This is a genomic window from Mesorhizobium norvegicum, assembly GCF_004919685.1.
GTDB classification, from domain to species: Bacteria; Pseudomonadota; Alphaproteobacteria; order Rhizobiales; family Rhizobiaceae; genus Mesorhizobium; species Mesorhizobium norvegicum.
On the sequence record NZ_SMYZ01000003.1, the window covers coordinates 1 to 25,537 of the forward strand.

The 25,537-nt window shown below is 64.1% G+C and carries 24 protein-coding genes; 17 read left to right on the forward strand and 7 right to left on the reverse strand.

Features of this window, described 5'->3' with window-relative positions; translation table 11 throughout:
- The first annotated feature begins 264 nt into the window (after positions 1-264).
- From FCU66_RS01145 to FCU66_RS01165, 5 genes are all read left to right on the forward strand, one after another.
- Positions 265-1,593: an NAD(P)H-dependent oxidoreductase gene (locus tag FCU66_RS01145; RefSeq protein WP_136620415.1), complete on the forward strand. Its 1,329-nt coding sequence runs from the start codon at positions 265-267 to the stop codon at positions 1,591-1,593.
- A gap of 2 nt (positions 1,594-1,595) precedes the next feature.
- On the forward strand, positions 1,596-2,624 hold the full coding sequence (locus FCU66_RS01150; protein ID WP_136620414.1) for a thiamine pyrophosphate-dependent dehydrogenase E1 component subunit alpha: 1,029 nt from the start codon (positions 1,596-1,598) through the stop codon (positions 2,622-2,624).
- Positions 2,624-3,622 (forward strand): alpha-ketoacid dehydrogenase subunit beta, encoded by a 999-nt coding sequence (locus tag FCU66_RS01155; RefSeq protein WP_136620413.1) that lies wholly within the window; start codon positions 2,624-2,626, stop codon positions 3,620-3,622. The genes FCU66_RS01150 and FCU66_RS01155 overlap by 1 nt, the downstream gene beginning before the upstream one ends.
- 3 nt (positions 3,623-3,625) lie before the next feature.
- Positions 3,626-5,020, forward strand: coding sequence for a pyruvate dehydrogenase complex dihydrolipoamide acetyltransferase (locus FCU66_RS01160; protein ID WP_136620412.1), 1,395 nt, complete (start codon positions 3,626-3,628; stop codon positions 5,018-5,020).
- A gap of 111 nt (positions 5,021-5,131) precedes the next feature.
- Positions 5,132-5,500, forward strand: a complete 369-nt coding sequence (locus tag FCU66_RS01165) for a hypothetical protein (protein ID WP_136620411.1) — start codon at positions 5,132-5,134, stop codon at positions 5,498-5,500.
- A 20-nt stretch (positions 5,501-5,520) separates the two neighbouring features.
- On the opposite strand, the gene FCU66_RS01170 is transcribed toward FCU66_RS01165, so the two are convergent.
- Positions 5,521-6,492, reverse strand: coding sequence for a sugar-binding transcriptional regulator (locus FCU66_RS01170; protein WP_136620410.1), 972 nt, complete (start codon positions 6,490-6,492; stop codon positions 5,521-5,523).
- A 262-nt stretch (positions 6,493-6,754) separates the two neighbouring features.
- Between FCU66_RS01170 and FCU66_RS01175 the strand changes: the two genes are divergently transcribed.
- From FCU66_RS01175 to FCU66_RS01200, 6 genes are all read left to right on the forward strand, one after another.
- Positions 6,755-7,741 (forward strand): ABC transporter substrate-binding protein, encoded by a 987-nt coding sequence (locus FCU66_RS01175; RefSeq protein ID WP_136620409.1) that lies wholly within the window; start codon positions 6,755-6,757, stop codon positions 7,739-7,741.
- A gap of 91 nt (positions 7,742-7,832) precedes the next feature.
- Positions 7,833-9,536 carry an ABC transporter permease gene (locus FCU66_RS01180; protein WP_136620408.1) on the forward strand — a complete coding sequence of 568 codons (1,704 nt, stop codon included), beginning with the start codon at positions 7,833-7,835 and terminating at the stop codon, positions 9,534-9,536.
- The gene (locus FCU66_RS01185) at positions 9,524-10,603 is read left to right on the forward strand and encodes an ABC transporter ATP-binding protein (protein WP_136620407.1); all 1,080 of its coding nucleotides are present in this window, start codon (positions 9,524-9,526) and stop codon (positions 10,601-10,603) included. The genes FCU66_RS01180 and FCU66_RS01185 overlap by 13 nt, the downstream gene beginning before the upstream one ends.
- The gene (locus tag FCU66_RS01190) at positions 10,603-11,769 is read left to right on the forward strand and encodes an MBL fold metallo-hydrolase (RefSeq protein ID WP_136620422.1); all 1,167 of its coding nucleotides are present in this window, start codon (positions 10,603-10,605) and stop codon (positions 11,767-11,769) included. Before FCU66_RS01185 ends, FCU66_RS01190 begins: the two co-directional genes overlap by 1 nt.
- The gene (surE, locus tag FCU66_RS01195) at positions 11,766-12,524 is read left to right on the forward strand and encodes a 5'/3'-nucleotidase SurE (protein WP_136620406.1); all 759 of its coding nucleotides are present in this window, start codon (positions 11,766-11,768) and stop codon (positions 12,522-12,524) included. The genes FCU66_RS01190 and surE overlap by 4 nt, the downstream gene beginning before the upstream one ends.
- A gap of 172 nt (positions 12,525-12,696) precedes the next feature.
- On the forward strand, positions 12,697-13,749 hold the full coding sequence (locus FCU66_RS01200) for a DUF930 domain-containing protein (RefSeq protein ID WP_136620421.1): 1,053 nt from the start codon (positions 12,697-12,699) through the stop codon (positions 13,747-13,749).
- 4 nt (positions 13,750-13,753) lie between these two features.
- Here the strand turns inward: FCU66_RS01200 and FCU66_RS01205 are convergent, their stop codons facing one another.
- Positions 13,754-14,428: an HAD family hydrolase gene (locus FCU66_RS01205; protein ID WP_136620405.1), complete on the reverse strand. Its 675-nt coding sequence runs from the start codon at positions 14,426-14,428 to the stop codon at positions 13,754-13,756.
- A gap of 93 nt (positions 14,429-14,521) precedes the next feature.
- Positions 14,522-15,163, reverse strand: coding sequence for a hypothetical protein (locus tag FCU66_RS01210; RefSeq protein WP_136620404.1), 642 nt, complete (start codon positions 15,161-15,163; stop codon positions 14,522-14,524).
- Between the two features lie 195 nt (positions 15,164-15,358).
- Between FCU66_RS01210 and FCU66_RS01215 the strand changes: the two genes are divergently transcribed.
- The 5 genes from FCU66_RS01215 (at position 15,359) to ptsP (ending at position 20,185) form a co-directional block, all read left to right on the forward strand.
- Positions 15,359-15,796 carry a transcriptional regulator GutM gene (locus tag FCU66_RS01215; protein WP_136620403.1) on the forward strand — a complete coding sequence of 146 codons (438 nt, stop codon included), beginning with the start codon at positions 15,359-15,361 and terminating at the stop codon, positions 15,794-15,796.
- 60 nt (positions 15,797-15,856) lie between these two features.
- Positions 15,857-16,618: a PTS glucitol/sorbitol transporter subunit IIC gene (srlA, locus tag FCU66_RS01220; protein ID WP_013529328.1), complete on the forward strand. Its 762-nt coding sequence runs from the start codon at positions 15,857-15,859 to the stop codon at positions 16,616-16,618.
- 16 nt (positions 16,619-16,634) lie between these two features.
- Positions 16,635-17,633 (forward strand): PTS glucitol/sorbitol transporter subunit IIB, encoded by a 999-nt coding sequence (srlE, locus tag FCU66_RS01225; RefSeq protein ID WP_136620402.1) that lies wholly within the window; start codon positions 16,635-16,637, stop codon positions 17,631-17,633.
- 129 nt (positions 17,634-17,762) lie between these two features.
- Complete coding sequence (locus FCU66_RS01230) at positions 17,763-18,143, forward strand: PTS glucitol/sorbitol transporter subunit IIA (protein ID WP_109671577.1); 381 nt, start codon at positions 17,763-17,765, stop codon at positions 18,141-18,143.
- 56 nt (positions 18,144-18,199) lie between these two features.
- Complete coding sequence (ptsP, locus tag FCU66_RS01235; RefSeq protein WP_136620401.1) at positions 18,200-20,185, forward strand: phosphoenolpyruvate--protein phosphotransferase; 1,986 nt, start codon at positions 18,200-18,202, stop codon at positions 20,183-20,185.
- A 24-nt stretch (positions 20,186-20,209) separates the two neighbouring features.
- Here the strand turns inward: ptsP and FCU66_RS01240 are convergent, their stop codons facing one another.
- Positions 20,210-21,007, reverse strand: a complete 798-nt coding sequence (locus FCU66_RS01240; RefSeq protein WP_136620400.1) for a hypothetical protein — start codon at positions 21,005-21,007, stop codon at positions 20,210-20,212.
- A gap of 158 nt (positions 21,008-21,165) precedes the next feature.
- On the opposite strand from FCU66_RS01240, the gene FCU66_RS01245 reads away from it, so the two are divergent.
- Entirely contained in the window at positions 21,166-22,176 is a 1,011-nt protein-coding gene (locus FCU66_RS01245; protein ID WP_136620399.1) for a sugar-binding transcriptional regulator, read from the forward strand.
- On the opposite strand, the gene FCU66_RS01250 is transcribed toward FCU66_RS01245, so the two are convergent.
- From FCU66_RS01250 to FCU66_RS01260, 3 genes are read right to left on the reverse strand one after another with little or no spacing between them, the layout of a single operon-like run.
- Positions 22,163-23,014, reverse strand: a complete 852-nt coding sequence (locus FCU66_RS01250; RefSeq protein ID WP_136620398.1) for a TIGR01459 family HAD-type hydrolase — start codon at positions 23,012-23,014, stop codon at positions 22,163-22,165. The genes FCU66_RS01245 and FCU66_RS01250 overlap by 14 nt on opposite strands.
- The gene (locus FCU66_RS01255; protein ID WP_246093716.1) at positions 23,011-24,282 is read right to left on the reverse strand and encodes an FGGY-family carbohydrate kinase; all 1,272 of its coding nucleotides are present in this window, start codon (positions 24,280-24,282) and stop codon (positions 23,011-23,013) included. Before FCU66_RS01255 ends, FCU66_RS01250 begins: the two co-directional genes overlap by 4 nt.
- 18 nt (positions 24,283-24,300) lie before the next feature.
- A complete protein-coding gene (locus FCU66_RS01260; protein ID WP_136620396.1) occupies positions 24,301-25,344 on the reverse strand; it encodes a class II aldolase/adducin family protein in 1,044 nt (347 codons plus the stop codon).
- Positions 25,345-25,537 lie beyond the last annotated feature (193 nt).

The following is a 25,537-nucleotide window of genomic DNA, read 5'->3' on the forward strand; positions in this document are numbered from 1 at the left end:
TGATTAGCTACCGACAGCCCCGGCTGCCTTTTGCCGGAAGAAGCGGCGTCAAATCGCCTGACTTTTATGGGGGTCATCCGGGCTTGCGGTGAACCGCTTGACTGCGCGACATCAGGCTTTGCCCAGCGCTTTTTCGCTCCCGCCCGGGCTGCCGGGAAAGTGCCCTAAATGCGCACGGATTTGGACATTAGTCTTGACAGAAATACAGATGTTCAATACCCGTCAGGCAATTGAACAAGCCTGCATTATGGGAGGACGAGCGGTATGGCTTCCAATGTTTCGTTGACGGGTCTTGCCCGCGATCTTGAGGAACGCGCCAAGTCGGGCAAGCCTATCCGCATCGGCCTGATCGGCTCCGGCGAGATGGGAACCGACATCGTCACCCGCGTCGCCCATATGTCGGGCATCGAGATCGGCGCCATTTCCGAACTGAACCTGCCCGCGGCCAGCAAGGCGGTCGATATCGCCTTCCAGGAAACCGGGCATGCGCGCGAAGTCTCGAACGCGTCGGCGATGACGGCGGCGATGGAGGCCGGCAAGGTGGCGGTCACCAACGATGCCAGCCTTGTCATCAACAATGATCTGATCGACGTCGTCATCGACGCCACTGGTGTTCCCGCCGTCGGCGCCGAGATCGGCCTGCGCGCCATGGAACATGGCAAGCATCTGGTGATGATGAATGTCGAGGCCGACGTCACCATCGGCGCCTATCTGAAAAGCGAGGCCGACCGCCTCGGCGTCACCTATTCGCTGGGCGCCGGCGACGAGCCGTCTTCCTGCATGGAGCTGATCGAATTCGTTTCGGCCATGGGTCACCCGATCGTTGCCGCGGGCAAGGGCAAGAACAATCCGCTCAACATCGACGCCATTCCCCCCGACTATGAGGAGGAAGCCAAGCGCCGGCACATGAATGTGCGCATGCTGGTCGAATTCGTCGACGGCTCGAAGACCATGGTCGAGATGGCGGCGATCGCCAATGCCACCGGGCTGGTTCCCGACAAGGCCGGCATGCATGGCCCGGCCGCGACGCTCGGCGAATTGTCCAAGGTGCTGGTGCCGCAGAAGGATGGCGGCGTGCTGTCGAAGGTCGGCGTCGTCGACTATTCGATCGGCAAGGGTGTCGCGCCCGGCGTCTTCGTCGTTGCCGACATGTCGCATCCGCGCATCTCGGAGCGCATGGAAGATCTGAAGATGGGCAAAGGCCCGTACTTCACCTTCCACCGTCCCTATCACCTGACCTCGCTCGAAGTGCCGCTGACCTGCGCCCGCGTCGTGCTCTACGGCAAGGCCGACATGGTGCCACTGGCCAAACCGGTGGCCGAGGTCTGCGCGGTGGCCAAGAAGGACATGAAGCCCGGCGAGAAGCTCGATGCGATCGGCGAATATTGCTACCGCGCCTGGATCATGACGACGCCGGAGGCGCGCGCCGCCAAGGCCATTCCCTGCGGCCTGCTGCAGGGCGGCTCGGTCACCGCGCCGATCAGGAAGGGCGAGCTCATCACCTATGCGAATGCCGCTCCCGCGGCGGGCTCCAAGATCGCCGAACTGCGCGCCCGCCAGGACAAGCTCGTCTACGGGTCCGCGGGAGCGTGATCATGGCCGGAGCCAGCAAAGCCGTCACTGATAGTCGCGCCAATCTGCCCTTCGTCTACCGCCAGTACAGCGCCGAGCAGCTCAGAGAGGTGCTCTACAAGATGTACCTCATCCGCCGCTTCGAAGAGGGCGCGGAGGAGTGCTACACGCGCGGCCTCATCCACGGCACCATGCACCTGTCGATCGGCCAGGAAGCCAGCGCCATGGGCATCTGCATGCCGCTTGCCGAGGATGACCAGATCACCTCGACGCATCGCGGCCATGGCCACTGCATCGCCAAGGGCGCCGAGGTCAAGCGCATGTTCGCCGAGTTCTTCGGCAAGACATCAGGCTACTGCAAGGGCCGTGGCGGCTCGATGCACATCGCCGATGTCGGCAAGGGCAATCTCGGCGCCAACGGCATCGTCGGCGGCGGCATCCCGATCGCCGTCGGGGCGGCACTGTCCTCCAAGATGATGAAGACCGGCAAGGTCGTGGTCTCCTTCTTCGGCGATGGCGCCAACAATGAAGGCGCCTTCCATGAGGCGCTGAATATGGCGGCGATCTGGAAGCTGCCGGTGATCTTCGTCTGCGAGAACAATGGCTACGGCATGTCGACATCGACGGCCCGCTCGACCGCCGTCAAGAACATCGCCGAGCGCGCCGCCGCCTATTCGATGCCGGGCGTCATCGTCAACGGCAACATCTTCTCCGAGGTCGCCGAGGCGTCGCATCAGGCTGTCGCCCGAGCCCGCGCGGGCGAGGGGCCGACGCTGATCGAATCCAAGACCTATCGCCATCGCGGCCATTCCAAGAGCGACCGCAACCGCTATCGCACCAAGGAGGAGATCGAGGACTGGATGTCGAATCGCGACCCGATCACCTTGTTTGAAAGCGAGCTCAGGGAATTCGGCTTCATCGACGACAAGGGCATCGAGGCCATTCGCGACGCCGTGGCGCAAGAGATCGCCGACGGCATCGAGTTCGCCAAGGCGAGCCCGTCGCCGGACGTTCGCGACACCGGCAATTATGTCTATACGGAGCAGGCGTGATGGACGCCATGGTGCGTGAACTGAGCTACGCCCAGGCGATCCAGGAAGCCATGGCGATCGCCATGGACATGGACGAACGCGTCTTCCTGATGGGTGAGGATATCGGCGTCTATGGTGGCGCCTTCCAGGTGACCGGCGATCTGGTCGAGCGTTTCGGCACCGAGCGGGTGATCGACACGCCTATTTCCGAACTGGGCGGGGCGGGTGTCGCCGTCGGTGCTGCTCTCACCGGTATGCGGCCGATCTTCGAATTCCAGTTTTCCGATTTTGCCACGCTCGCCATGGAGCAGATCGTCAACCAGGCGGCCAAGATGCGCTTCATGCTGGGCGGCGAGGTTTCGGTTCCCGTGGTGATGCGCTTTCCCGCCGGTTCCGGCACCGGTGCGGCGGCCCAGCACAGCCAGAGCCTTGAGGCCTGGCTCGGCCATGTGCCGGGTCTGAAAGTCATCCAGCCGGCGACGCCCTATGATGCCAAGGGCATGCTGCTGGCGGCGGTCGCCGATCCCGATCCGGTGATGATCTTTGAACACAAGCTGCTCTACAAGATGAAGGGCCCGGTGCCCGAAGGCTATTACACGGTGCCGATCGGCAAGGCCGATATCCGCCGCGAGGGCCGGGATCTCACCATCGTCGCCACCTCGATCATGGTGCAGAAGGCGCTCGACGCCGCTGCCGTGCTGGAGAGCGAAGGCATCGACGTCGAGATCGTCGATCTGCGAACCATCCGGCCGATGGACAAGCAGACCGTCATCGACAGCGTCAAGAAGACGTCGCGGCTGATGTGCGTCTACGAAGCGGTCAAGACGCTGGGCATCGGCGCCGAGGTCAGCGCCATGATCGCCGAGAGCGAAGCGTTCGACTATCTCGATGCGCCGATCGTGCGGCTGGGCGGCGCCGAGACGCCGATCCCCTATAATCCGGAACTCGAGAAAGCGACGGTGCCGCAAATTCCCGACATCATCACCGCCGCGCGCGACCTCGTGAAAGGGGTCCGCTAGCCCATGCCGACCGAAGTCATTCTTCCCAAGGTCGACATGGACATGGCGACCGGACAGATCTCGCGCTGGTTTGCCGAGGAAGGCGCGCACGTCAAGAAGGGCGATGTGCTGTTCGAGATCGAAACCGACAAGGCGGCGATGGAGATCGACGCGCCGGCCAGCGGTGTGCTGCGCGATGTCACCGGCAAGGAGGGTGTTGACATTGCGGTCGGCGCGGCCGTGGCGTGGATTTATGCCGACGATGAAAGCTATGCGCCAATCTCCCCCCTCGAGGGGGAGATGTCGACAAAGTCGACAGAGGGGGTCGCCTCAGGAGGCACCGCCCCGGCGCCGAGCACTGCTGCAACGACCCCACCCGACCGGCCTGCGGCCGGCCACCTTCCCCTCAAGGGGGAGGGGAGGACCCGCGCGACACCTTTGGCTCGCCGCTTGGCTCGCGAGGCGGGCCTGAACCTCTCCGGCATATCCGGCACAGGCCCATACGGCCGCGTTGTAAAAGCCGATGTCGACGCAGCACTTTCCTCCCCCCTTGAGGAGGAGGTGTCCGCGAAGCGGACGGAGGGGGTCGCCTCAGAAGGCACCGCCATAACGTCGAGCACTGCCGCAACGACCCCACCCGACCGGCCTTTGGCCGGCCACCCTCCCCTCAAGGGGGAGGGGGACGTGCTGCGCTTGTTCGAGGCTGGCTCCTACGACCTCGTCCCGCATGACAATATGCGCAAGACCATCGCGCGCCGCCTGGTCGAGGCCAAGACCACCATCCCGCATTTCTACCTGACGCTCGACTGTGAGCTCGATGCGCTCCTGGCGCTGCGTACGCAGATCAATGCGGCAGCCCCGGTGAAGAAGACCGATAAGGGTGAGGCCCCGGCCTACAAGCTGTCGGTCAACGACATGGTCATCAAGGCGATGGCGATGGCGCTGAAGGCGGTGCCCGATGCCAATGCATCATGGACCGAAAGCGCCATGGTCAAGCACAAGCATGCCGATGTCGGCGTTGCCGTGTCGATCCCCGGCGGCCTGATCACGCCGATCATTCGGCATGCGGACGAAAAGACGCTGTCCACCATCTCCAACGAGATGAAGGATCTGGCCAGCCGGGCGCGCAGCCGCAAGCTGAAGCCCGAAGAGTATCAGGGCGGCACCACGGCGGTGTCCAACCTCGGCATGTTCGGCATCAAGGACTTTGCCGCCGTCATCAACCCGCCGCATGCGACCATCCTGGCGGTCGGTGCCGGCGAGGAGCGGGCAGTGGTCAAGAACGGCGAGATCAGAATAGCCACAGTGATGTCGGTGACGCTGTCGACCGACCATCGCGCCGTCGATGGTGCGCTGGGTGCCGAACTGCTCGTCGCCTTCAAGCGCCTGATCGAAAACCCGATGGCCATGCTGGTTTAGGTCGGATCGTGTGCCGGCGCCAATGATGCGCCGGCTCACAATCAAAAACGACTTGTCAGGCGCCGACCCTTGACCCATGTTCTAGCTGGACTGCGAGCCAGGGAGGCCAACATGCCTGCATTCGACCCGTCTGATGTCAAAACCCTGTTCGGCAAGGTCATGGGTGCGTCGCCGTCCGATATCAAGCTGGTGGCGCAGCGCCTGCACGACCACGCCTTTGAGCCGCGCATGTCGGCGCAGGAGACCAAGCAGCTTGTCGCGAGCCTCGGCTATGACAGCCTGGATGCGTTCTGTGCCGATATCGGCCTGCCCACGCACATCGCCGAGCGGTGGAGCCGTTTTGGCGTTTCCGGCGAGATGAAGCAGGTGTTCACGCTGCTGGCGGCGCAACGCAAGCGGGTGGCCGAGGCGATCGCCGAATTCGAATCCATGACCCATGTCGGCGTCGAGGATTTTTTGCGCGAGCGCGGGCTTATCTAAACTTTAGACCGAAAGCCGGCTCAGCCGCCCTTTGCCAACAGCGCCGCGGCCGTGTCGTTGTCGGTGATCAGTACATTGGTGCTGACGGCCTTCAGCGCGGCGAGGATCGCCGCGACCTTGCGCTTGCCGCCCGCGGCCAGCACGACATTCGGCACCTGGCCGACCACATCGAGATCGATGGCCATGACGCGTTTGTTGACCTCGTGGTCGACCAGCCCGCCATGGGCGTCGACGAAATAGCACAGCATGTTGGCGACCGCGCCCTTCGCCTTCAGCGGCGCGATCAGCGATGACGGCACGATGCCGTGCCGGAAGATCGTGGCGTCGGGCGACATGTCGCCGACGGTGAGCAGCGCGATGTCGGCAGCCGCCGCGCGTTGACGCACGTCCTGCAAGGTCGGCTGTGCCCACAGGAGATCGCGCAGCGAGGAGTTGTCCACCATCACCGGCGCGGTGATCTGGTAGCTGTCGACCTCGAACACATCGGCGACCTTGGCGGCGACGATGGACGGATTGATCCATTGCGAATGCGGCAGGCTGCCGACGAGCGCCACCACGGAGGCGCGCTTCAGTTGCCTGCGGGCAAGGAAGCCGAGGCTGGCATGCAGCGTCGCGCCGCCGCCGATCGCCAGCGTCATACCGTCCTGCATCTGCTCGCCGAGATAGGCCGCGACGGCATGGCCGATTGCCTTTTCCAGATGATCATGCGCCGAAGGCGTCGGGATGACGACCGCGGCGTTGAGACCCCAGCGCTTTTCCAGTTCCCGTTCGAGCGCTACCTGCCCGGCGGTCGGCGCGTTGATCATGGTGACGACGATGCCATCGGCGGTGCAGGCGGCGAGCGTGCGCATGACCTTCACCCTGGAGACGTCGAGCTTTTCAGCGATCTGCTCCTGCGTGAAGCCTTCGACATAGTAGAGCCACGCCGTCTTGACGTTGAGATCCGACGAGACCATCGGCAGGCGAGCCGGTCTGGGTTCTTCCGTGGGCATCGGCCCTCGTCCTCATGAGCCATGGCCTGGCCGGGTTGCTCTCTTCGGAGAAACGGCGGCCGGATGTCAACTGATGCCGGATCGCCTGCGCATCGATTGTCGCATAATCCTGTTCATTTGTAATTGACATTGTACATATGAACATATTTTGTGGGTTTCACGCGCTGTGTCATCCACCAGTCATATGCGCCGTGCAGGGAGGAAGAGACAGGGAGCTGGCCAGGGGCCGGACCGGTCATGCACAGACAAGACAGGAGGTCTCATGAAGACGCACATCATCAAGCTGCTGGCCGGCCAGCTGGCGCTCGCGGCAACTTTATTTGCCGGCGTGGCAAGCGCCGAAACACTGACGCTCTACACATCCCAGCCGGAAGCCGACGCGGCCAAGACCGTGGATGCGTTCAAGAAGGCGCAGCCGGGTATCGACGTGACCATCTATCGTTCGGGAACGAGCGACATCCTCACCAAAATGGCAGCGGAGTTCGCTGCCGGCAGCCCGCAGCCCGATGTGCTGTTGATCGCCGACGCGGTCTCGATGGAGCTGTTGAAGAAGGACGACCGGCTGCTGCCCTATCCCGAAGCCAAGCTCGACGGCATCGAGGCGGATGCCTATGACGCCGACAAGACCTATTTCGGCAGCAAGCTGATCACCACCGGCATCGTCTACAACACCGCGGCGGCGGAAAAGCCGGAACATTGGGCCGATCTCGCCAAGCCGGCCTATGCCGATGGCCTGGTCATGCCCAGTCCGCTCTATTCGGGCGCGGCCGCCTACCTGCTTTCGGGCTTCGTCGGCGACGCCAACTATGGCTGGGATTTCTTCCAGAAGCTGAAGACCAACAACACCGTCAGCGTGCGCGGCAATGGCGCCGTGCTGAAGTCGGTGGCATCAGGCGAGAAACCCTATGGCATCCTGGTCGACTTCATGGCGATGAACGCCAAGAAGAAGGGCTCGCCGGTCGAGTTCGTGTTCCCTAGCGAAGGCGTGCCGGCTGTGACCGAACCGGTCGCCATCATGAAGACCGCTAGGAATGTCGACGGCGCCAAGAAGTTCGTCGACTTCATTCTTTCGGATGACGGCCAGAAGCTGGCACTGTCCATGGGCTATCTGCCGGCGCGCGCCTCGGTCGGCCGCCCCGAATGGCTGCCGGAAGGCGTCAAGGTCAAGGTGATGCCGTTCGACACCAAGGCAATCGTTGCCACGACCGACGCCGACAAGGCGAAGTTCTCGGAACTGTTCGGCGGCTGAGCCGGCAATCCCGGCGGGATGCCGTCCCCAGCGGCATCCCTGACCGGCGAAACCCGATCGCATCGGCGGATCGATCCCAGGAAACGCAATCATGTCAACACGGATCAGGGAAAGCCGGGGCCAGGAAATGGCCCTGACGACGGCGGTAGCCATCGTCATCGTCCTGCTGTCCCTGCTGCCGATGCTGCGTCTCATCAAGGAGATCGTGGCACCTGGTGGCACGCTGTCGACTGTCGCGATAAAGGCGGGGCTCGCCAGTCCGGCGACTTGGGTCGCGACCTGGCACACGTTGGTCGTCGGCATCGGCGGCACCCTGCTTGCGGTGCTGTCGGGAACGCTGGTGGCCGTCCTCATCACGCTGACCGACATACGCGGCCGCAGCGCTCTGGTGCTCTGCTATGTCATGCCATTGATGATCGCGCCGCAGGTGACGGCGCTGGCCTGGCTGCAATTGTTCGGCCCGGCAAGTCCGTTCCTCAAGCTGTTTGGCGCGGCACCGCCGCTCGGCACCAAAAACCCGCTCTACTCCACATCGGGCATCATCCTGTTGCTCGGCGTGCAGTATGGCCCGCTGGTCTTCCTGCTGGTGCGTGCCGGCCTGCGCAAATTGCCGCGCGAACTGGTCGAAGCGTCGCGGGCGGGCGGCGCCGGCTGGTTTACCGTGCTGGTCACCATCGTGTTGCCTTTGATGACGCCGTCGATCATGGCGGCCGCCGCACTCGCCTTCGTCTCTTGCGTCGGCAATTTCGGCATCCCTGCCTTTCTCGGCATTCCCGCCAACTATCTCGTCCTGCCGACGCTGATCTATCAGCGGCTGGCCGGCGGCGGCCCCGCCGTGCTCGGCGAAACCGCGTTCCTGTCGGTGCTGATCGGCGTCATCGCCATGGCTGGCATCCTTGCCCAGGAGGTCATGAGCCGTCGCCGGGACTATCGCATCAGCTCCACATCGCTGGCGGCCGAGCCCTACGAGCTCGGCCGCTGGCGGCCCGCCGTCCACGCGGGCATGTGGCTGCTGATCGTGGTCGTGCTGGTCCTGCCGCTGTTCGGGCTGGTGCTGACATCGCTGGTGCCGGGCTACGGCATTGCGCTCACGGCCAAGACGGTGACGCTCGACAATTATCGCTTCGTGCTGTTCGAGCATGACGCGGCCAGCCGCGCCTTCTTCAACAGCTTCTGGCTGTCGATCGCGGCCGCCTTCTTCGCGGTCCTGGTCGCCGTGCCGATCGGCTATCTGATCGCCTGGGGCAAGCAGCGCTGGGTGCGGCTGCTCAATCTGTCGGTCGAACTGCCCTATGCCTTGCCCGGCGTGGTGCTGGCGATCGCCTCGCTGCTGCTGTTCCTGCGGCCGATCCCGCTGACCGGCATCCAGCTCTACAACACCGTTTGGATCATCCTCTACGCCTATCTCGCCCGCTTCCTGGTGCTGGCGCTGCGGCCAACCATCAGCGGCTATCACCAGATCGACCGGGCGCTGGAGGAAGCAGCGCAAGTGGCGGGCGCCGGGCTGTTCACGCGCATGCGCACGATCATCTTCCCGCTCCTCGCACCGGCGGCGATCGCCGGCGGCCTGCTGATCTTCATGACGGCGCTCAGCGAGCTCACTGTCTCGGCGCTGCTGTGGTCTTCGGGGTCGGAAACGATCGGCGTGGTGATGTTCTCCTTCGAGCAGGGCGGCGATTCCAACTATGCGGCGGCGATGTCCGTCATCACGGTCGCGGTCACCTTCGTGCTGATGCTGGTGACCAATCTGCTTGCCCCCTACCTACCCAGCGGAGTGCTGCCTTGGCGCGATTGAGCCTGGACAATGTGACCAAGAGCTTCGCCAACTTCGATGCGGTGAACGATGTGTCGATCGACGTCGGCGACGGCGAGTTCCTGGCGGTGCTCGGCCCCTCCGGCTGCGGCAAGACGACGTTGCTGCGGCTGGTCGCGGGATTCGAGAAAGTAACTTCAGGCGAAATCCGCATCGGCAGCGAGGTCGTGTCGGGCAGGGGCGGCAGCGTCGCGCCGGAAAAGCGGCGCGTCGGCATTGTCTTCCAGAATTATGCGCTGTGGCCGCACATGACGGTGGCCGAGAACATCGGCTATTCGCTGAAAGTGGCGAAGCTGAACAAGGCGGTCGCGCGCCAGAAGGTCGAAGACGCGTTGGCGCTGGTCAATCTGCAAGGGCTGGGCGACCGCAGGCCGGCCAACCTTTCCGGCGGCCAGCGCCAGCGCGTGGCGCTGGCGCGCTGCCTTGTCGCCGCACCCTCGCTGGTGCTGTTCGACGAGCCGCTCGCCAATCTCGACGTGCATCTGAGGGCCTCGATGGAGGACGAGTTCGCGTCCTTCCACAAACGCACCGGCACGACCATCGTCTACATCACCCATGATCAGGCCGAGGCGATGGCGCTGGCCGATCGGATCGCGGTGATGGACGGTGGGCGCCTCGCCCAGCTGGCGACGCCGCGCGAACTCTATCATGAGCCGGCAAATGAAATGGTCGCTTCCTTCATTTCGCAAGGCATTTTGCTGCCCGCCGATGTGCTGAGCGCGGAGCAGGCAGGCCAGTGCAAGGTTCGAGTTCTCGGCGCTGAACTGGTTGTGCGCTGCCGACCCGGCGAGCGGCCGCGAACTGGGGCAAAGATCTGCTGCCGGTCTGCGGATCTCGACGTGTCGCCGGATGGCCCCGGCTTCGACGGGCTGGTCAAGCGGGTGATCTATCAAGGCGGCTCGGCGCGTATCGAATTCACGCCTTCGACCAGTCCCGACCTCACCTTGCATTTCGAACAGCCCGACCCTGTCGTGCTGGAGAGCGGAGCCCAGGCGCGTCTGCGGATACGATCCGGCTGGCTGATCCCGGCGGCGGGGGCAGTAGCGTGATGATGCTCGACCTGTTCGGCGGCTTTGGCGAAAAGGGCCGCACCAGTCTTGCCGTCAGCAGCGGCAACGATCGCATCCTGCTCGACATCGGCATCAAGGTCGGCGCCTCTGGGGCGGACTACTATCCGGCGCTGAACGGGTCGATCGCCGACATTGACGCGCTGTTCGTCTCGCATGCCCATGAGGATCATGTCGGCGCGCTGAGCTGGCTGTTGTCGCGCGGCTATGGCGGCCCGATTTTCATGACGGCCGAGACCCGCGATGAGGCGCCGGCGACGCTTGCCGGCTATGCCGATCCCCGGGATCTCAGGCAATTTCCCTTTCCGGAAGATCGCATCACGCTTTTCGAGCCCGGCGACACGCTGACGAGCGGCAATCTCGCGATCCGGACGGGACGGTCGGGGCATGTGGTGGGCGGTGTGTGGTTTGCCGTCGACGATGGCGAGAGCCGCGTCGCCTATTCGGCCGATGTGGTGCCGGACAGCAATGTGTTCGTGATGGACACGATCCCGCGCTGCGACCTGCTTGTCCTCGATGCCTCCTATGGCGCCGATTCGGTGCCGGGGACGGCGCGCGCGCGCCAAATCTCGGAGTGGGTAGCGAGCCATTCAGACGGATGTCTTTTGCCGACGCCGCTCTCGGGGCGGTCGCTGGAGCTGATCGCGGCCTTGCCGGGGCCGTTTGCCATCCACGCCGGCATGCGCGATTCTCTCAACGCGCAAATCTCAGCCGCCGCATCCTTGTTGCCAGGTGTTTCAGAGCTCTTGCTTGCCCGCCTGCAAGGCGCAGCCGACTGGACCGATGCTGATCCCCTGCCTTCAATGCCGTTGCTTGCCGATGATGGCATGGGTGAGGCCGGCCCGTCGTCGCGGCTGCTGCCGCGTGCCGACCAGGCTGGTTTTCCGGTGCTGCTCACCGGGCATCTGCCGTCAGGCTCGGCTGGCGATCTGTTGCACAAGGCCGGCCGCGCGGACTGGGTGCGCATGCCGACCCATCCGACGCTGTCGGGCAATGTCGACATCTGGGAGAAGGCCGGGCGTCCCGCGGCACTCGGTCACTCCTGCGCCGCCGAACTTCTCGGCGATCTGCAAAGCCGCATCCCGTCGCTGCGCACGCAATGCCGCACTGGCCAGCGCATCGCGGTGCCGGAGGCAAGAAAACGATGAGAATTCTGATCTGCAACGATGACGGCATCGAAGCGCCGGGGCTTGCCCGTCTCGTCAAGGCTGCCGGCGGGTTGAGCGACGATGTCTGGGTGGTCGCGCCTGATGGCAAGCGCACCGCCACCGGATCGTCCTTGACGATCGCAAGGCCCTTGACCATGCAGCGCGTCAGGCCGGGCTGGTATTCCTGTTCCGGCACGCCGGCCGATTGCGTGGTGAGCGCGATGACTTGGCTGTTTGCCGATGCAGAGAAACCGGACCTGGTGCTGTCGGGCGTTAATGACGGCCGCAACGTCGCCGAGGATCTTGCCTATTCCGGCACACTCGGCATTGCGCGGGAGGCGACCTTCTGGGGCGTGCCGGCGATCGGTTTTTCGCGTGTGAAGAATCCTGACTTCACCGATGGCGACGACCAATGGCTTGGCGAGCTGATAGCCTCGCTGTGGCAATCGTGCACCGACTGGGCGACGGAGGGCCATTGGCTGAGCGTCAACCTGCCGACCGCGCTGCCAGCCGAAATCCGCCAGCCACGCATTGGCCGCGACAAGATCGCCCGCAAGGCCGAGATCGTGGAAAGCGATGGCGATCGCACTGTCATCACCGTGCCGCGCGGGCGCGCTCATGCGAGTGAACCAGGTGACGAAAACGCGGCGATCGATGCCGGCTTCGTCAGCATCAATCGGCTGAACTGGTTCGGTGAAACGCGGCTGGACGAACGGTTTCTGGATGGGATCCAGCGTCAGCGGCAGATTGGCTGATTCCCAGGTCTGATGGACTCGGATCGTGGGCAGCCGCTCGTTGAGTCGCGCCAACGCTTCGGTGGCGCAGCTCTGCGTGGGTCATCCAGATCACCAACCTGTCAGCGGCTAAACTGCGCCAATCCGGTGCTTATGCTTGAAGCCGCCGCTATTTCATTCCACATCGGTCAGGATGAAGGGCGAGACAGGAGAACGGCGTCGGAATCTGTTGTGGGGCATCCCCGCATCGCTGATCCTGCATGCGCTTGTCGCGGCGCTCCTGGTCTATGGCCTGCCGGTGCCTCCTCAACAGCCGCAGGAGGAGCAGCCGGTCAATGTCGCGCTTGTGCCTCCGCCCGAGCAGCCGAAACCCAAACCTGCTCCCGTGCCGCCCCCTAAGCCGCCGGAACCGAAAGTCGAAAAACCATCTCCGCCGGAAAAGCAGGTGAGCAAGCCCCCGTCAGTCGAGGTCCTGAAACCCGTTTTTCAGTTTGGCGACAAGGATAGTGGCCCGAGGAAATCCCTGGATGGGGGCAGCGCCAAAGACGACTCGCCGTCGCCGGCCAAGGATGATGTTTCGAAGCCGCCTGTCGTGCCGAAGCCTGCAGAGAACAAATCGGCCGAGCCCACACAGGATGCGGAGAAGCAGGAAACTCCGACTCAGGAGATGGACAAACAGCAGGCAGACAAACAGCAGCCGGAAGCGTCACCAACGCCATTGGCTGCCGGCGAAGGTGAGATCGAGCTTCCCGCGTCGGCAGAAGCGCCGAAGCCCAAACCCGCAAGTACGCCGAAACCCAGCCCTTCAAAGGTCTCGAAATCCGGAAGCGGGGGTGCCGGGAAGCCAAGCCCAAAGGACGTGGCCGTTGCTAAGTCGCGGACTTATTCCGGCCTTCCGGGTGTTCACAGACTCTATTCGCAAGGCGCGACCGGCGATGCGTTGGCCACGACTTCGATGGACGGTGTGCCTCGCGGCAAGCGGGCTGCCCAACTTTGCGCCAGTGCGTTGCAGCAGCAATTGCTGGACGCCTCCTATTTCCCCGAGTTGATCCCAAGTGTTCCGCTTAGGGCCGGGAATATCCTTGACGCTCCGGATGTCGCCTTCCGCACCACAACCACATGGTATCATTTGGGCTTCCGGTGCGAGGTCGACACCGATGCGACGAAGGTCTTGTCCTTCAATTTCCGTGTCGGGCCAGTGATTCCGCCCGACCAATGGGTCCGCCTTGGACTGCCTGTTCGATAACAGCCTAGGCGGGGATACCGAGTCCAGCCAATTGCCGGCTAACTTCTAGCCAGTCAGCGCATACGAAATCGGCGCCGGCCGCCGTCAGCCGCGCGCCGTGCTCGCGATAGGTGTGACCTCCGCCTGTGTAACCGATCGCCGTCATGCCGGCGGCAGCCGCGCCCTGGATGCCGAAGGGCGAATCCTCGATGACGATGCAGTCGGCGGGGTTGGCGCCGATCTTGTCGGCTGCGAACAGGAAGATGTCGGGTGCGGGCTTGCCGTTCTTGACCATCGAGGAACTGTAGATCGCGTCGCCGAAAAATCCTGCCAATCCGGTCACGGCAAGGCTGTGGTTTATGCGCTCGACGGAGGATGACGAGGCAACGCAGCGGTCGCCCGCAAGCGTCTGCAGAAACGCCGTGATCCCGGGTGTCGGCTTCAATTCCTCGGAGAAAAGGATCTTGGTTTCGGCCCAGATGTCGCCATCCGCCGCCGCCGGAAACTGGTGGCCGGTCAAATCCCTGATCTTGGCGATAATATCGGACTGCTTCATGCCGATGCATTGGGCGATGATGCTGGTGTTGACGCCGGACATGCCGTGCTTTTCATAGACGCGCTCATAGGCCCGTGCGGCCAGCGGCTCGCTGTCGACAAGAACGCCGTCGCAATCGAAAATGATAGGCCTTGCTCGCGCCACGCGCTTCTCCATCGAGTCGATTTCGCACATCGCTATCGGCAAAAAGTCAAATGTTCAATAGCGCGGGTGTTTTGGAGCGCAAAACCGGCGGGCTCAAAGCTGGCGCAGCGCATCGCTCGCGCGTGTGGATCCGAGCGCCCGCTGCATGGCTTGCCGGGACTGTGCGCGATCCGGCGTGATCCAGTTCGGTTCGGCGCCGAGGAAGCGGTCGAGGAAGGCCACCGCATAGGCCGGCATCTCGGTCACATTCTCGCGATAGGACCACCATGTGCGCAGGTCGTCGGCGCATTTGTCGATGCTCGGTGCCGTGCCGAATTCCTGCTCGTGGATCGCCGAAATCACCGAGACGCAGTAGTTGGTGTAGAGGAAACCCTCCGGCCAGAAGCGGACGATTTCCAGCGTGCCGGCGTTTGTTTCCGTCTCGATCAGCTGCGTGAGGCCGGAGATTTCCCTGGCCGGCGCCTGTTTGATCAGCTCGCGCAACACAAGGCCAGCGGCAAAGACGATGAAGTCAGCGCGATCGATCGCGGCGAAGCGCTTCTGCGCCTCCATGATCTCGACCCAGTCGAGAAAGGCCCTGGTGAGCTTGGCCTCATCGATCTCGAAGCGCACGCCGAACGTGTCCGAGACCACCTTGGCGCTGCCGCGAAAGGTGGCGCGGAACCAGCGCAACTGCCGCAACCGATGGCGAAGGTCGGGCATCAAGGCCAGTTCGTCCCTGAAGGGCAGATCCATATTCCTCGTATCCTGTTTCCCGGTCAGGCTAGCACAATGGCGCCGCCGCCGAAATCTGTCAGCGTCCCTGTGGATGATGGCAGCTGAGGCCAATATCATACATATTGACATTCTCGGAAACAAATGTTCTCACTTTGCTGTTGTCACGCGCCGGTCCAAGGTGCGGTTCAACTGAGGCTTCGGGAGGAGAACCGAATGGCGATTTGGCAGTGGGGACTGCTTCTGCTGGTTATCGTGTGGGCGTTGCAGTCGCTCGGCGTCTGGCTGCAGATGCGGCACTATTCGGATGTCTTCAGGGGCGTCACCGACCAGTACAAGGATGGCTTCGTCGGAGCCGGCAATTTTCGCGGTCGATTGGCCAAGGGCACCATCGCGCTCGTCGTGGTGACACCCGATCTGGTCGTGCGCCGCCTGATGGTGATGAGCGGCCGTTCCGTGTTCACCAAATTCAAAAGACATGAAGAGTTCGAGGGCGTTCCCCTCGATCGACTCCGGTCCAACCCTGCAATCATGGGGGAGGGGGAACCCGGTGTGGCCGAGGCCGTGAAGCGGGCGATCGAACAGATCGACAGAACACGGTCGGAGCCGGGGAAGAAGCCGGGTCTGTCCGGCTTGAACATAGCAAGGGCCTAGAGGACGAGAGGACGCCGCGCACCGACTGGGATTAACCGGCGGGCGGCATAAGGAGGAGAAATGTCTGTATTTTCGTTGTTGGCGCAGCATGCCGACATGGCCGTGCACAATCTGCATGTCGCAGGTGCCATGGTTTCGGATGCTGCATTGCATGGCAAGCTCGCCGTCGAGCATGCCTCCGACCATCTCGTTGTCCTGGCGCAAGCGGACAGCGGGCCGATCACCGTCGATCAGTTCAAGGAAAAGCTGAAGGACGTTCAGCAGGAAGAGCAGCTCGGCTGGCTGACCGCGATCGGCAAGTACTTCATCGGTATCTTCCAGAAGGGCGGCGAGGTGTTCGCCGGCTTCGTCACCGGCATCATTCCGACGCTGGTGGTGCTGATGACGGCCTTCTACGCCGTCACCGAACTGGTCGGCGAAGAGCGCGTGCATGGCCTGGCGCGCGGCGCCGGCCGGATCGCGCTGACGCGCTATACGCTATTGCCGCTGCTGGCGGTGTTCTTCCTCACCAATCCGATGGCCTATACGTTCGGATCGTTCCTGGAAGAAAAGCACAAGCCGGCCTTCTATGACGCGGCCGTGTCTTATGTGCACCCGCCGCTCGGCCTGTTCCCGCACATCAATCCCGGCGAGTATTTCGTCTGGGGCGGCATTCTCGTCGCGCTGCTGGAGCTGGAGAAGAAGGGCGTCGTCGTCGCCGGCTACCACGTCAAGGTGGCGATCTGGTACGCCATCGTCGGCCTCGTCGTCATCCTGCTCAAGGGCATGCTGACCGAACGCATCACCGCCATCATGGCACGCCGCCAGGGCGTCGAGCTGTAAGGGCGGGGAGGACATCATGGCCAAGACATACAAAGCCGTAAGGATCTCCCAGGGCAAAACCGGCTGGGGTGGCCCGCTGGTCATCGAGCCGACCGCGCAGCGAAGCAAGGTTGTTTCGGTGACCGGCGGTGGCATTCACCCGGTGGCCCAGCTCATCGCCGATATGACCGGTGCTGAAGCCGTCGACGGCTTCAGGGCGCCGCCGATCGAAAGCGAGATGGCGGTGGTCGTCGTCGATTGCGGCGGCACCGCACGATGCGGCGTCTATCCGCGCAAGCGCATCCCGACCGTCAATCTGACGCCGGTCGGTCAGTCCGGGCCGCTGGCCCAGTTCATCACCGAGGACATCTATGTTTCGGGCGTGAAGCCGGCCAACATCACAATGGCGGACGGGTCCGAAACGGTCACGACTGCAGGGGGAGCAGCAGCGATGAGTTCAAGCAACACCAATGCGGCACCACAGCCGCTGCCAAGCGAGGGTGGGCTGATCGGCCTCATCAGCACGATCGGCCGCGTCATGGGACGTATCGTCGGCATCTTCTTCAATGCCGGCCGCCGCACCATCGATCAGGTCATCCGCAACGTGCTGCCGTTCATGGCCTTCGTGACCATGCTCATCGGCCTGATCCTCTACACCGGCATCGGCGATGTGCTGGCACAGCCAATGGGTCCGCTGGCCAACAACATCGTCGGCCTGCTGATCATCTCGGCGATCTGCGGCCTGCCGTTCCTGTCGCCCATCCTCGGGCCAGGCGCTGTCATCGCGCAGGTTATCGGCGTTGCCATCATCGGCCCGCAGATCGCCAACGGCACGATTTCGCCGGCGATGGCACTACCGGCGCTCTTTGCCTACAATACCCAGGTGGGCTGCGACTTCGTCCCCGTCGGCCTGGCGCTCGGTGAGGCCAAGCCGAAGACGATCGAAATCGGTGTTCCGGCGGTGCTTATCAGCCGCCAGATCATGGGACCGGTCTCGGTGCTGATCGCCTGGGTCGTCAGCCTGATCGTGTTCTGAGGCAATTCCTGGAAAAGCCCGAAACGGTTTTCCCGGGAAAAGCACCGCTTTCCCGTGGAAATTGCGTAAAAACAAAGAGATAGAGCGGTTCGCCGCTCTAGAGTAAAGTTGGAAAATGAGGTTCGCCATATGACGGTTCTGTTGAGAACACGGGTCACTGCCATCGGACCCGAAGTGGCGGACCTTGCCGAAGGGGGCGTGGTCATCCTGTTCGCGGATGGCTCGCCACCGGAGCTTGCCGAGGTTTCGGTGCTCCACAAGACGGAGCAGGGACCAAGTGACGGAGCGCCCGCCAAGGGCGCTTCGATCACCCTCGGCCCGGTTGCCGCTGTTATAACGGCGGTCGGCTCCAGCGCTTGGAGCAAGGTGCTCGAAATGGGCCATGTCGTCATCTCGTTCAATGGCGCCACCGAGGCCGAAAGGCCGGGCGAAATCTGTGCGTCGCAAGTCGACCCGCAAGCGCTCGTGGCCGCCCTGAAGACCGGCGCGATCATCACCATCGCCGCCTGACAGCATTCGCGCCACAACCTATATTGGGAGCGGCGCCCAAAACCAGAGTATTTGCCATGGAACGCTCGACCATCGTCAGAGTGCATGAAGGTTTGCACGCCCGTCCCGCGACGCGGTTCGTCAAGCTCGCCAAGGGGTTCGAATCCGATGTCGAGCTGGTCAAGGACGGCAAGGCGGTCAGCGCCAAGAGCTCGGTCAAGCTGATGCTGCTGGCGGTCAAGGAGAACCAGGAAGTCACGGTGCGGGCGAACGGCGCCGACGCCATCGAGGCGCTCGAGGCGCTGATCGGCTATCTCGAGAATCCGAGGGCGGGCCTGGATGATGAAGCTGAGTCGCAGAGCCCGGCGAATGATACCGGGCAGGAAGTGGCACCCGCGCCAGTGCCCGAATCCGCGCCGGCGGTGCTTGGTCGAGCGAACGGCTTGCGCGGCGTGGCCGCAAGCGAGGGTTTCGCCATCGGCCCGGCCTTTGCGCATTTCCCGCCTGATATTGCCGGACAAGGCCGCATGTTGCAGGCCGAGGAGATCGGCGGAGAGATCGACAGGTTCCGCACCGCTATCCGCGCGGTCCAGGCGCGCATGGACGATGCGTTGGCGCAGGACAGCCTGTCGGCTGGAGACCGCGGCATTGTCGCCGCACTCCGGGACATTGCCGCCGACGACAGTCTGACCGGCGAGGCCGAGGGCCTGATCAAGGGCGGCAACGATGCGATTTCGGCCGTCATCACCGCAGCGTCCACCATCGCCGCCGATTTCAGTGCCGTCGACGATCACTATCTCAACGCGCGGGCGGACGACGTTCATGCGGTCGGCCGGCAGATCTGCCTGGTGCTGCTAGGTCAGGACGATATCAGCCTCGAAAACATCCCCGAAGGGGCTATCCTGATTGCCGACGACATCGGTGCCTGGGATCTGGCGCGTGCGCCGCTGAAGCGGATCGGCGGCGTGGTTTGCGGCCATGGCGGCGCCACCTCGCACATCGCCATCATTGCCCGCTCGCACGGCATTCCGGCGGTGCTCGGCCTCGGTACCCAGGTCAATGCCTTGCGCACCGCGCGAGAAGTCGCACTCGACGGCAATGGCGGCCATGTGATCATCGACCCCGACGCGGCGACCCGCGCCGATTTCGCCGGCCGCGTCGAAGCGGCGGCAAAGGAGCGCGCCGGGCTGACCGTCTTCAAGACGGTGACGCCGAAGCTCGCCGACGGCAGGATCATCGAGGTCGCGGCCAATATCGGCTCGCTTGAGGAAATCGAGGCGGCACAGGAGGCTGGCGCCATGGGTGTCGGCCTGTTCCGCACCGAGCTTCTGTTCATGCGCCATATGCATCTCCCCTCGGAAGACATGCAGGCGGAAACCTATGCGGCGCTGGCCAAGGCCTTTGCGCCGTACCCGGTCATCGTGCGCACGCTCGACATCGGCGGCGACAAGCCGATTGCCGGCATCGAATTTCCAGACGAGGAAAACCCTTTCCTCGGCTGGCGCGGCATTCGCATGTGCCTCGACCGGCCCGACATCTTCAAGCGCCAGTTGCGGGCGCTGCTGCGGGCCGCCGTGCACGGCAACATCAAGGTGATGCTGCCGATGGTCTCCGACATCGGCGAGGTCAGGCAGACGCGGGTTCTGGTCGAGGAATGCGCCGCCGAACTGAAAGCCGAAGGGGTGCCGCATGCGACGTTCGATCTCGGCGTGATGATCGAGACCCCGGCTGCCGTGCTGATCGCCCCGGCTTTGGCCAAGGAGGTCGCCTTCTTCTCGATCGGCACCAATGATCTCACCCAGTACATCATGGCCGCCGACCGGCTGAACCCGACGGTGGCGAAGCTCAACGACGTCACCAATCCGGCCGTCATGTCGGCGATCGAAATGACGGCAAAAGCCGGTGTCGCCGCCGGCATCATGGTCGGCATGTGCGGTGAGGCGGCCGGCCGTCCCGACCTTATTGCGACCTTCGTGAAGATGGGGCTGACCGAACTCTCGATGAGCCCGGCCTCGATCCAGCGCGCCAAGAAGACGATCATGGCGATGGCCGCTGGAGACTAAATCTGAGCGGCCGCTACCGGCAATCTACGGCAAATGGGCAAGCAAGGTGGCGAAGACCGGCGTCAATTCATCGATCGGGCTCGCCTTGGCGCAGGCCTGAACGATGCGGTCATGACGAATATCGGCGGCCAGGATGGCGATCTCCAGCATATCCGGCTCCGGCGCACCGTCCCTGCCGGTGGTTGCCAGGCCGCAGGCCAGAGCGAGCGGCGCCAGGCAGCTTATGTCGAGCGCCCGGCCGCCCGCCGGCGTTTCCGGCGCGGTCTCGGCAAAGCGAACGGGACGCTGGTTGAGGCACTCGACCAGCAGCGCCGAACAGGTGGCCGCGATTGCCTGCAGTCCAGCGCCCGGCGCGGCCAACGCGGCCAAAAGCTCGCCATGCCGCTTGCGCATCGTGGCATGGACGGCCGCGAAATCGGCTTCGTGGATGCGAGCATTGTCGATGTTCAGGCCGGCAAGCACTGCCTTGGTCAGATAATACATATCGCGCCGGAACAGGCGCTCGGCGCTCAGCTGGCGATCCTCGTTGCCGACCGGGAAATAGGTGCCCAGGCCCTTTACGGTCGTGCCGTCCACCTTTATCGGGCGCTCATGCGGGACAAAGGATTCGGCGATCGACAGCGCTTCGTCGACGGCACTCGCGGCATGGCTGAGCAGACCTTCGATGCCCTTGCCCGGAAACGGCGGCAGATGGCTGGTTGCTTCGCGCAGCACACTGGCGTGGCCACTGCCGTCGTGGCGGCTCTGACGGATGATTTCGCGGACTTCCCGCAACCGGTCCTTCAGGTTGACGCGGACATCTTCGGAGATTTGTCGGAGCATCGCGGATCGCCTCGAAATTGCTGCGGATGGCCACCAACCGGGGGCGGCGGCCACCTCTACATTGTTCCTATCGATTGGTAGATCAATAGGCGATACTAGACCAGCATGCAGAATCGGCGACGGCACGCTCGTCCGTCGCCGCAGGGGGAGAGACAGGCGTGGGCAGGCGACGACAGGGCGAAGGCGAAGACGGGCGAGGCGCGGCAACCGAGCAGGTCGCCAGCGAAAGCCGGACGGATCGCCTCAGGATCCGCGCCGCCTGGATGTATTTTGTCGAGCAGATGACGCAGAACGAGATCGCCGATGTGCTTGGCGTCGGCCGCGTTACCATTGTGCGCATGCTGGCGGACGCCCGTGCGCGCAACGAGGTGAAGATCAGCATCGAGAGCGAATTGTCTGAGATCGTGCGGCTGGAGCGCGCGCTGGAAAAGACCTTCGGGTTGCAGCAGGCGCTGGTGGCGCCGCTTTCCACGCCCGACGCCGATCCGATACCGGCGATCAGCGCCAAAACGGGCAGTTTCCTGTCGGACACGATGAAGTCCGGCATGCGGGTCGGCGTCGGTTGGGGTCAGACGCTGTTCTCGAGCCTGCCCTTCATCAGCGCCAAGTCGCTCACCGACTTCAAGGTCATTTCGCTGCTTGGCGGTGTCGGCGTCGTGCGCCGATACAACCCCGCCGAGTTCGCCTGGCGCTTCGCCCAAATCTTCCAGGGCGACGGTTATCTGATCCCGACGCCGGCCGTCGTCGACAGCGTCGAGACCAAGATCGCGCTGGTCGAGCGCTGCGGCTTGCAGGAGGTTTTTGAAATGGCCAACGTGCTCGATGCCGTTCTGCTGAGCGTCGGCGGCATCGCCTCGGCCACCACCTTCTCTCGCGGCGGCTTTCTCAAGGAAGCGGATCGGGAGGCACTGCTTGCGCGTGGCGCCGTTGGCGACCTTCTGTTCCATTTCTTCGACCGCAATGGCGATCTGGTCGACCATCCCGTCAACAGCCACGTGATGTCGGTGGATGTCGACCGTCTGCGCAAGGCGCCGATCCGCATCCTCACCTCCGGCGGTGCGGAGAAGACCGAGGCGCTGCTCGGCGCCATGACCCTCATCGCCCCGACCATCCTGATCACCGACGAGGAAAGCGCGCGGCGCATGCTGGAAGCGGTCAGCGGAGGCTGAACCTGTCCGTGATGTAGTCCGGCCAAGCCTGCTGTTCATCGAAAACGGCGTCGAGATTTGATGTGTTCGCCAATATTCCGCTGAGCACCAGTGCCGTGGCGATGCCGGCACCATTGCCGCCTGATATGTCGTGTTCGACGCTGTCGCCGACGCAGACCACGGTGCTACGGTCCGGCTTGCCGGCCAGCGCCAGTGCTGTGTCGAAAATCGCCTTGTAGGGTTTGCCGATGCGGGTGACGCTGCCGCCAAGGCTTTCGTAGAGATCGGCGATCTCGCCGGCGCCGAAGCGGGGGCCGACAGCCGTCAGCATGATCCTGTCGGGATTGGTGCAGAAGCACGGCACTTGTCGCGCCGCAGCTGGGGCAAGCAGCCGGCGGTAATGGTCGAGGTCGTAGCGGTCACCCTCGCTGGCCGAGATCAGCACCAGTTCGGCGTCTTCACCGGCCTCCGTCAGCACGAAGGGTAGGCCGTCGATCGCGGTGTGGTCGCTGTCGCGGCTGATCAGCAGGCATTGTGTCCCGAGGCGCAGCTTTCCCGTTGCCGCCATATCATTAAAGGATCGCCACGCCACCTCGCCGGAAGAGACGAAATGGTCCCAGCTTCCCGGTTCGAAGCCGAGTTTCATGAGCCGGCTTTCATTGGGTCGTGCCCGCTTGCCGGAATTGGAAATCAGCACCACGGTCTTGCCGGCGCGTTTCAGCGTCGACAGGGCCGCCACCGCGCCTGGATAAGGGGCGGAGCCGTCATGCAGCACGCCGAACTGGTCGAGCAGGAACACTGCATAGCGCTCCGCGAGCGGCCCGATGCCGTCGAGACGTTCGGCCCGTTTCGCACTCATAGGAGCCCCGCCTGGCTCGCGCCCATCATCGCCAGTCGTGCCGTGCCGGCGGCGGCCTCATCGGAAAGCGCGGGGAGGAAATCGACGCCGAGCTTGCGCTGCCGGATTGCCGTCCAGGCCGGGTTTGCGGCGCCGCCACCGACGCTCCTGACCGATGTCAGCGCAGGCGCGCCGAGTTCGGCAAGCCTGTCATAGCCGAGCGCTTCGATGGCGGCGATGCCCTCGAACATCGCTTTCAGATAGTCCGCGTCATCCGCTGGCCGTGGCGCAAGGCGTGGCGGCAGCGCCGGATCGGCGATCGGGAAGCGTTCACCTGATGTGCTGAGCGGGTAGTAGTCGAGGCCGGTCGTGGTCGTGGGGTCGATTGCGGTGCTGAGTTCGATGATACGCGCCAGCGGAAAATGCTGGGCGAGCACCTTGCCGCCGGAATTCGACGCCCCGCCCGCCAGCCAGGCGTTGCCGAGCCGATGGCTGTAGATGCCGAAGCGCGGCGCCGAGATCGGCCGGTCGGAGAGGATCTTGATGGTCAGCGAGGATCCCAGCGCCGTGACGCCGTCGCCGATGGCCGCGGCACCGGTCGCCAGGAACGAGGCGCAGCCATCCGTGGTGCCGGCGACAACGGCCACATCGCGCGGCAAGCCGAACAGCTCAGCCGCGGCTGCGGTGAGGGTGCCGGTGACATCGCCGGGCTCGACGACGCGCGGCAGCAGCTCCATGCGCATTCCGGCCGCCGCGATCCAGTCCGGCCAGTGCCGGGCCTCGACGTCATAGCCTGTCTTCAGCGCATTGTTCTCGTCGCTGACATCGAAGCGGCCGGAGAAGTTTCCGGCGATCCAGTCGGCTTGGTGCAGCACTGCCGCAATGCCGGGCGCGCTCTGGAAGCGCAGGGCCTTGGCGAGGCCGGATGTCGCTCCGTGCGCGGCACTTGCAGCCGGCGCCTCGCGGGCGATCGCGGCCAGGATGTCATCATCGGCGACCTTGTCGTTGTACATAAGCGGCTCGGCCAGCGGTCGCCCGGCTTTATCGACCGGCAGCAGCGTGCCCGACGTGCCATCGATAGCGATGGCGCGGACCGCTGCGCGGTCAATGCCGGAAAGCAGTTCCGTCAGCGCTGCGCCAACCGCTGACCACCACACAGCGGGATCGCGCGGGTTCCGGCCGAACCTGTCGAGCGGAACGGCGGAATGCCCGGCTAGGGAGAAATCCGGGCGCATGGCGACAGCGCGCGCACCTGACGTGCCGATGTCGATGCCTATGGCAAGTGACATCACATCTTCTGTCATTTGCTAGCTGCCGGCCGCGTTGAGCTTCTGGCGATACTGCTCTGCGTCCCAATTGACCAGCTCGTCATTCTCGGCGGCGGTGAGATAGTTCAGCCGCGCCGCGATGTCGACGCGCGCCGTCACATCGGCGAGGCAGCGTTGCATGGCGTCCGCGCCGGCACTGGCGTCGCCGCGCATCAGCACGCCAGTGGCGGGAAACAGGATCGCCGCCGGCGGCGCGCCCAGCCGTGCGATGACATCGGCCACGGTCTCGCCAGGCTTCGCCACGACCGAGCCCTGGCCGAGGAAGATGACATGGTCCGGATAGAGGCTGCCGGCCTCCGCCATGCGGCGGCTTTCTGGGTCGAGCGCGACCGCATGCGCTTCGACATCGGCCGGCAATCTATAACCGCTGTCGCCGGCAAGCCCCGTCAAAGCCGCAAGGTCGGGTGCGGCGGTCGCGCGCGCCGGCCGGGCCAGCAGCGACCGGACGCGGCGCAGCAGAAGCTCCGCCCCGGCGACGGTTTCGGCGGCGACGACCAGTCCGTGATTGCCAAGGATCAGCACGTCGACATCAGGCCGAAGCTTTTCGGCAATGCCGCGGGCAAGCGGCAGGCCTGGCCGGAAATAGGGCACATACGCCCATTCGATGCCATCGAGCCGCCTGGCGACCTCGACCTCGCCATCGGCCTGCACGGCAAGCGAGATGGTGTCGACGCAATGGACGTGCAGAACGACGCGCTGCGGCATCAAGGCGTGCACCGTGGTCTCGATCGACGGACGCAAGCCGCGCGGGTTGAGCGCCGCAATGGTGAAACCCTGCGGCTGGTCGGCGGCGCGGTCGCGCTGCTCGACGGCCCTAAGCAGCGGCGCCATCGCCACCGGTACCATGATGTCGTCGGTGAGCGCGTCCTTCAGCCAGGTGCCGGAGGCCTTGATCCACAACGTGTCGCCGGCCTTCAGCGAGGTGTTGCCGCCTGCCGCCTGGGTCAGATGCGGGCTCTGCCCGATGCTGGCCGAAAGCGCCCGCAAGGCGGTCAGTTCCTGCGCGTCAGCTTGGGTCGCCATGGCGCTTCTCCTCCAACGGCTCGGCCGTGTCCTGCGCGAAATCCCGTTGCCGGGATCGAATTGGCGCTGATATCGCAGATACGAGTGATCTACGTCAACAGTGATCTACTATCATCAAAACCCGCTTGCAATCTGGCTAATGTTGAGTAAGTTGCGCCAATTGCCATGGAAAAGGGCATTCGGGAGGAAAGAG

What these genes read in the sequence shown, in the direction of transcription:
- FCU66_RS01145 (WP_136620415.1), top strand. Translation starts at nt 265, where the DNA reads ATGGCTTCCAATGTTTCGTTGACGGGTCTTGCCCGCGATCTTGAGGAA.
- FCU66_RS01150 (WP_136620414.1), top strand. Translation starts at nt 1,596, where the DNA reads ATGGCCGGAGCCAGCAAAGCCGTCACTGATAGTCGCGCCAATCTGCCC.
- FCU66_RS01155 (WP_136620413.1), top strand. Translation starts at nt 2,624, where the DNA reads ATGGACGCCATGGTGCGTGAACTGAGCTACGCCCAGGCGATCCAGGAA.
- FCU66_RS01160 (WP_136620412.1), top strand. Translation starts at nt 3,626, where the DNA reads ATGCCGACCGAAGTCATTCTTCCCAAGGTCGACATGGACATGGCGACC.
- FCU66_RS01165 (WP_136620411.1), top strand. Translation starts at nt 5,132, where the DNA reads ATGCCTGCATTCGACCCGTCTGATGTCAAAACCCTGTTCGGCAAGGTC.
- FCU66_RS01170 (WP_136620410.1), bottom strand. Translation starts at nt 6,492, where the DNA reads ATGCCCACGGAAGAACCCAGACCGGCTCGCCTGCCGATGGTCTCGTCG.
- FCU66_RS01175 (WP_136620409.1), top strand. Translation starts at nt 6,755, where the DNA reads ATGAAGACGCACATCATCAAGCTGCTGGCCGGCCAGCTGGCGCTCGCG.
- FCU66_RS01180 (WP_136620408.1), top strand. Translation starts at nt 7,833, where the DNA reads ATGTCAACACGGATCAGGGAAAGCCGGGGCCAGGAAATGGCCCTGACG.
- FCU66_RS01190 (WP_136620422.1), top strand. Translation starts at nt 10,603, where the DNA reads ATGATGCTCGACCTGTTCGGCGGCTTTGGCGAAAAGGGCCGCACCAGT.
- surE (WP_136620406.1), top strand. Translation starts at nt 11,766, where the DNA reads ATGAGAATTCTGATCTGCAACGATGACGGCATCGAAGCGCCGGGGCTT.
- FCU66_RS01200 (WP_136620421.1), top strand. Translation starts at nt 12,697, where the DNA reads ATGAAGGGCGAGACAGGAGAACGGCGTCGGAATCTGTTGTGGGGCATC.
- FCU66_RS01210 (WP_136620404.1), bottom strand. Translation starts at nt 15,163, where the DNA reads ATGGATCTGCCCTTCAGGGACGAACTGGCCTTGATGCCCGACCTTCGC.
- FCU66_RS01215 (WP_136620403.1), top strand. Translation starts at nt 15,359, where the DNA reads ATGGCGATTTGGCAGTGGGGACTGCTTCTGCTGGTTATCGTGTGGGCG.
- srlA (WP_013529328.1), top strand. Translation starts at nt 15,857, where the DNA reads ATGTCTGTATTTTCGTTGTTGGCGCAGCATGCCGACATGGCCGTGCAC.
- srlE (WP_136620402.1), top strand. Translation starts at nt 16,635, where the DNA reads ATGGCCAAGACATACAAAGCCGTAAGGATCTCCCAGGGCAAAACCGGC.
- FCU66_RS01230 (WP_109671577.1), top strand. Translation starts at nt 17,763, where the DNA reads ATGACGGTTCTGTTGAGAACACGGGTCACTGCCATCGGACCCGAAGTG.
- ptsP (WP_136620401.1), top strand. Translation starts at nt 18,200, where the DNA reads ATGGAACGCTCGACCATCGTCAGAGTGCATGAAGGTTTGCACGCCCGT.
- FCU66_RS01240 (WP_136620400.1), bottom strand. Translation starts at nt 21,007, where the DNA reads ATGCTCCGACAAATCTCCGAAGATGTCCGCGTCAACCTGAAGGACCGG.
- FCU66_RS01250 (WP_136620398.1), bottom strand. Translation starts at nt 23,014, where the DNA reads ATGAGTGCGAAACGGGCCGAACGTCTCGACGGCATCGGGCCGCTCGCG.
- FCU66_RS01255 (WP_246093716.1), bottom strand. Translation starts at nt 24,282, where the DNA reads ATGTCACTTGCCATAGGCATCGACATCGGCACGTCAGGTGCGCGCGCT.
- FCU66_RS01260 (WP_136620396.1), bottom strand. Translation starts at nt 25,344, where the DNA reads ATGGCGACCCAAGCTGACGCGCAGGAACTGACCGCCTTGCGGGCGCTT.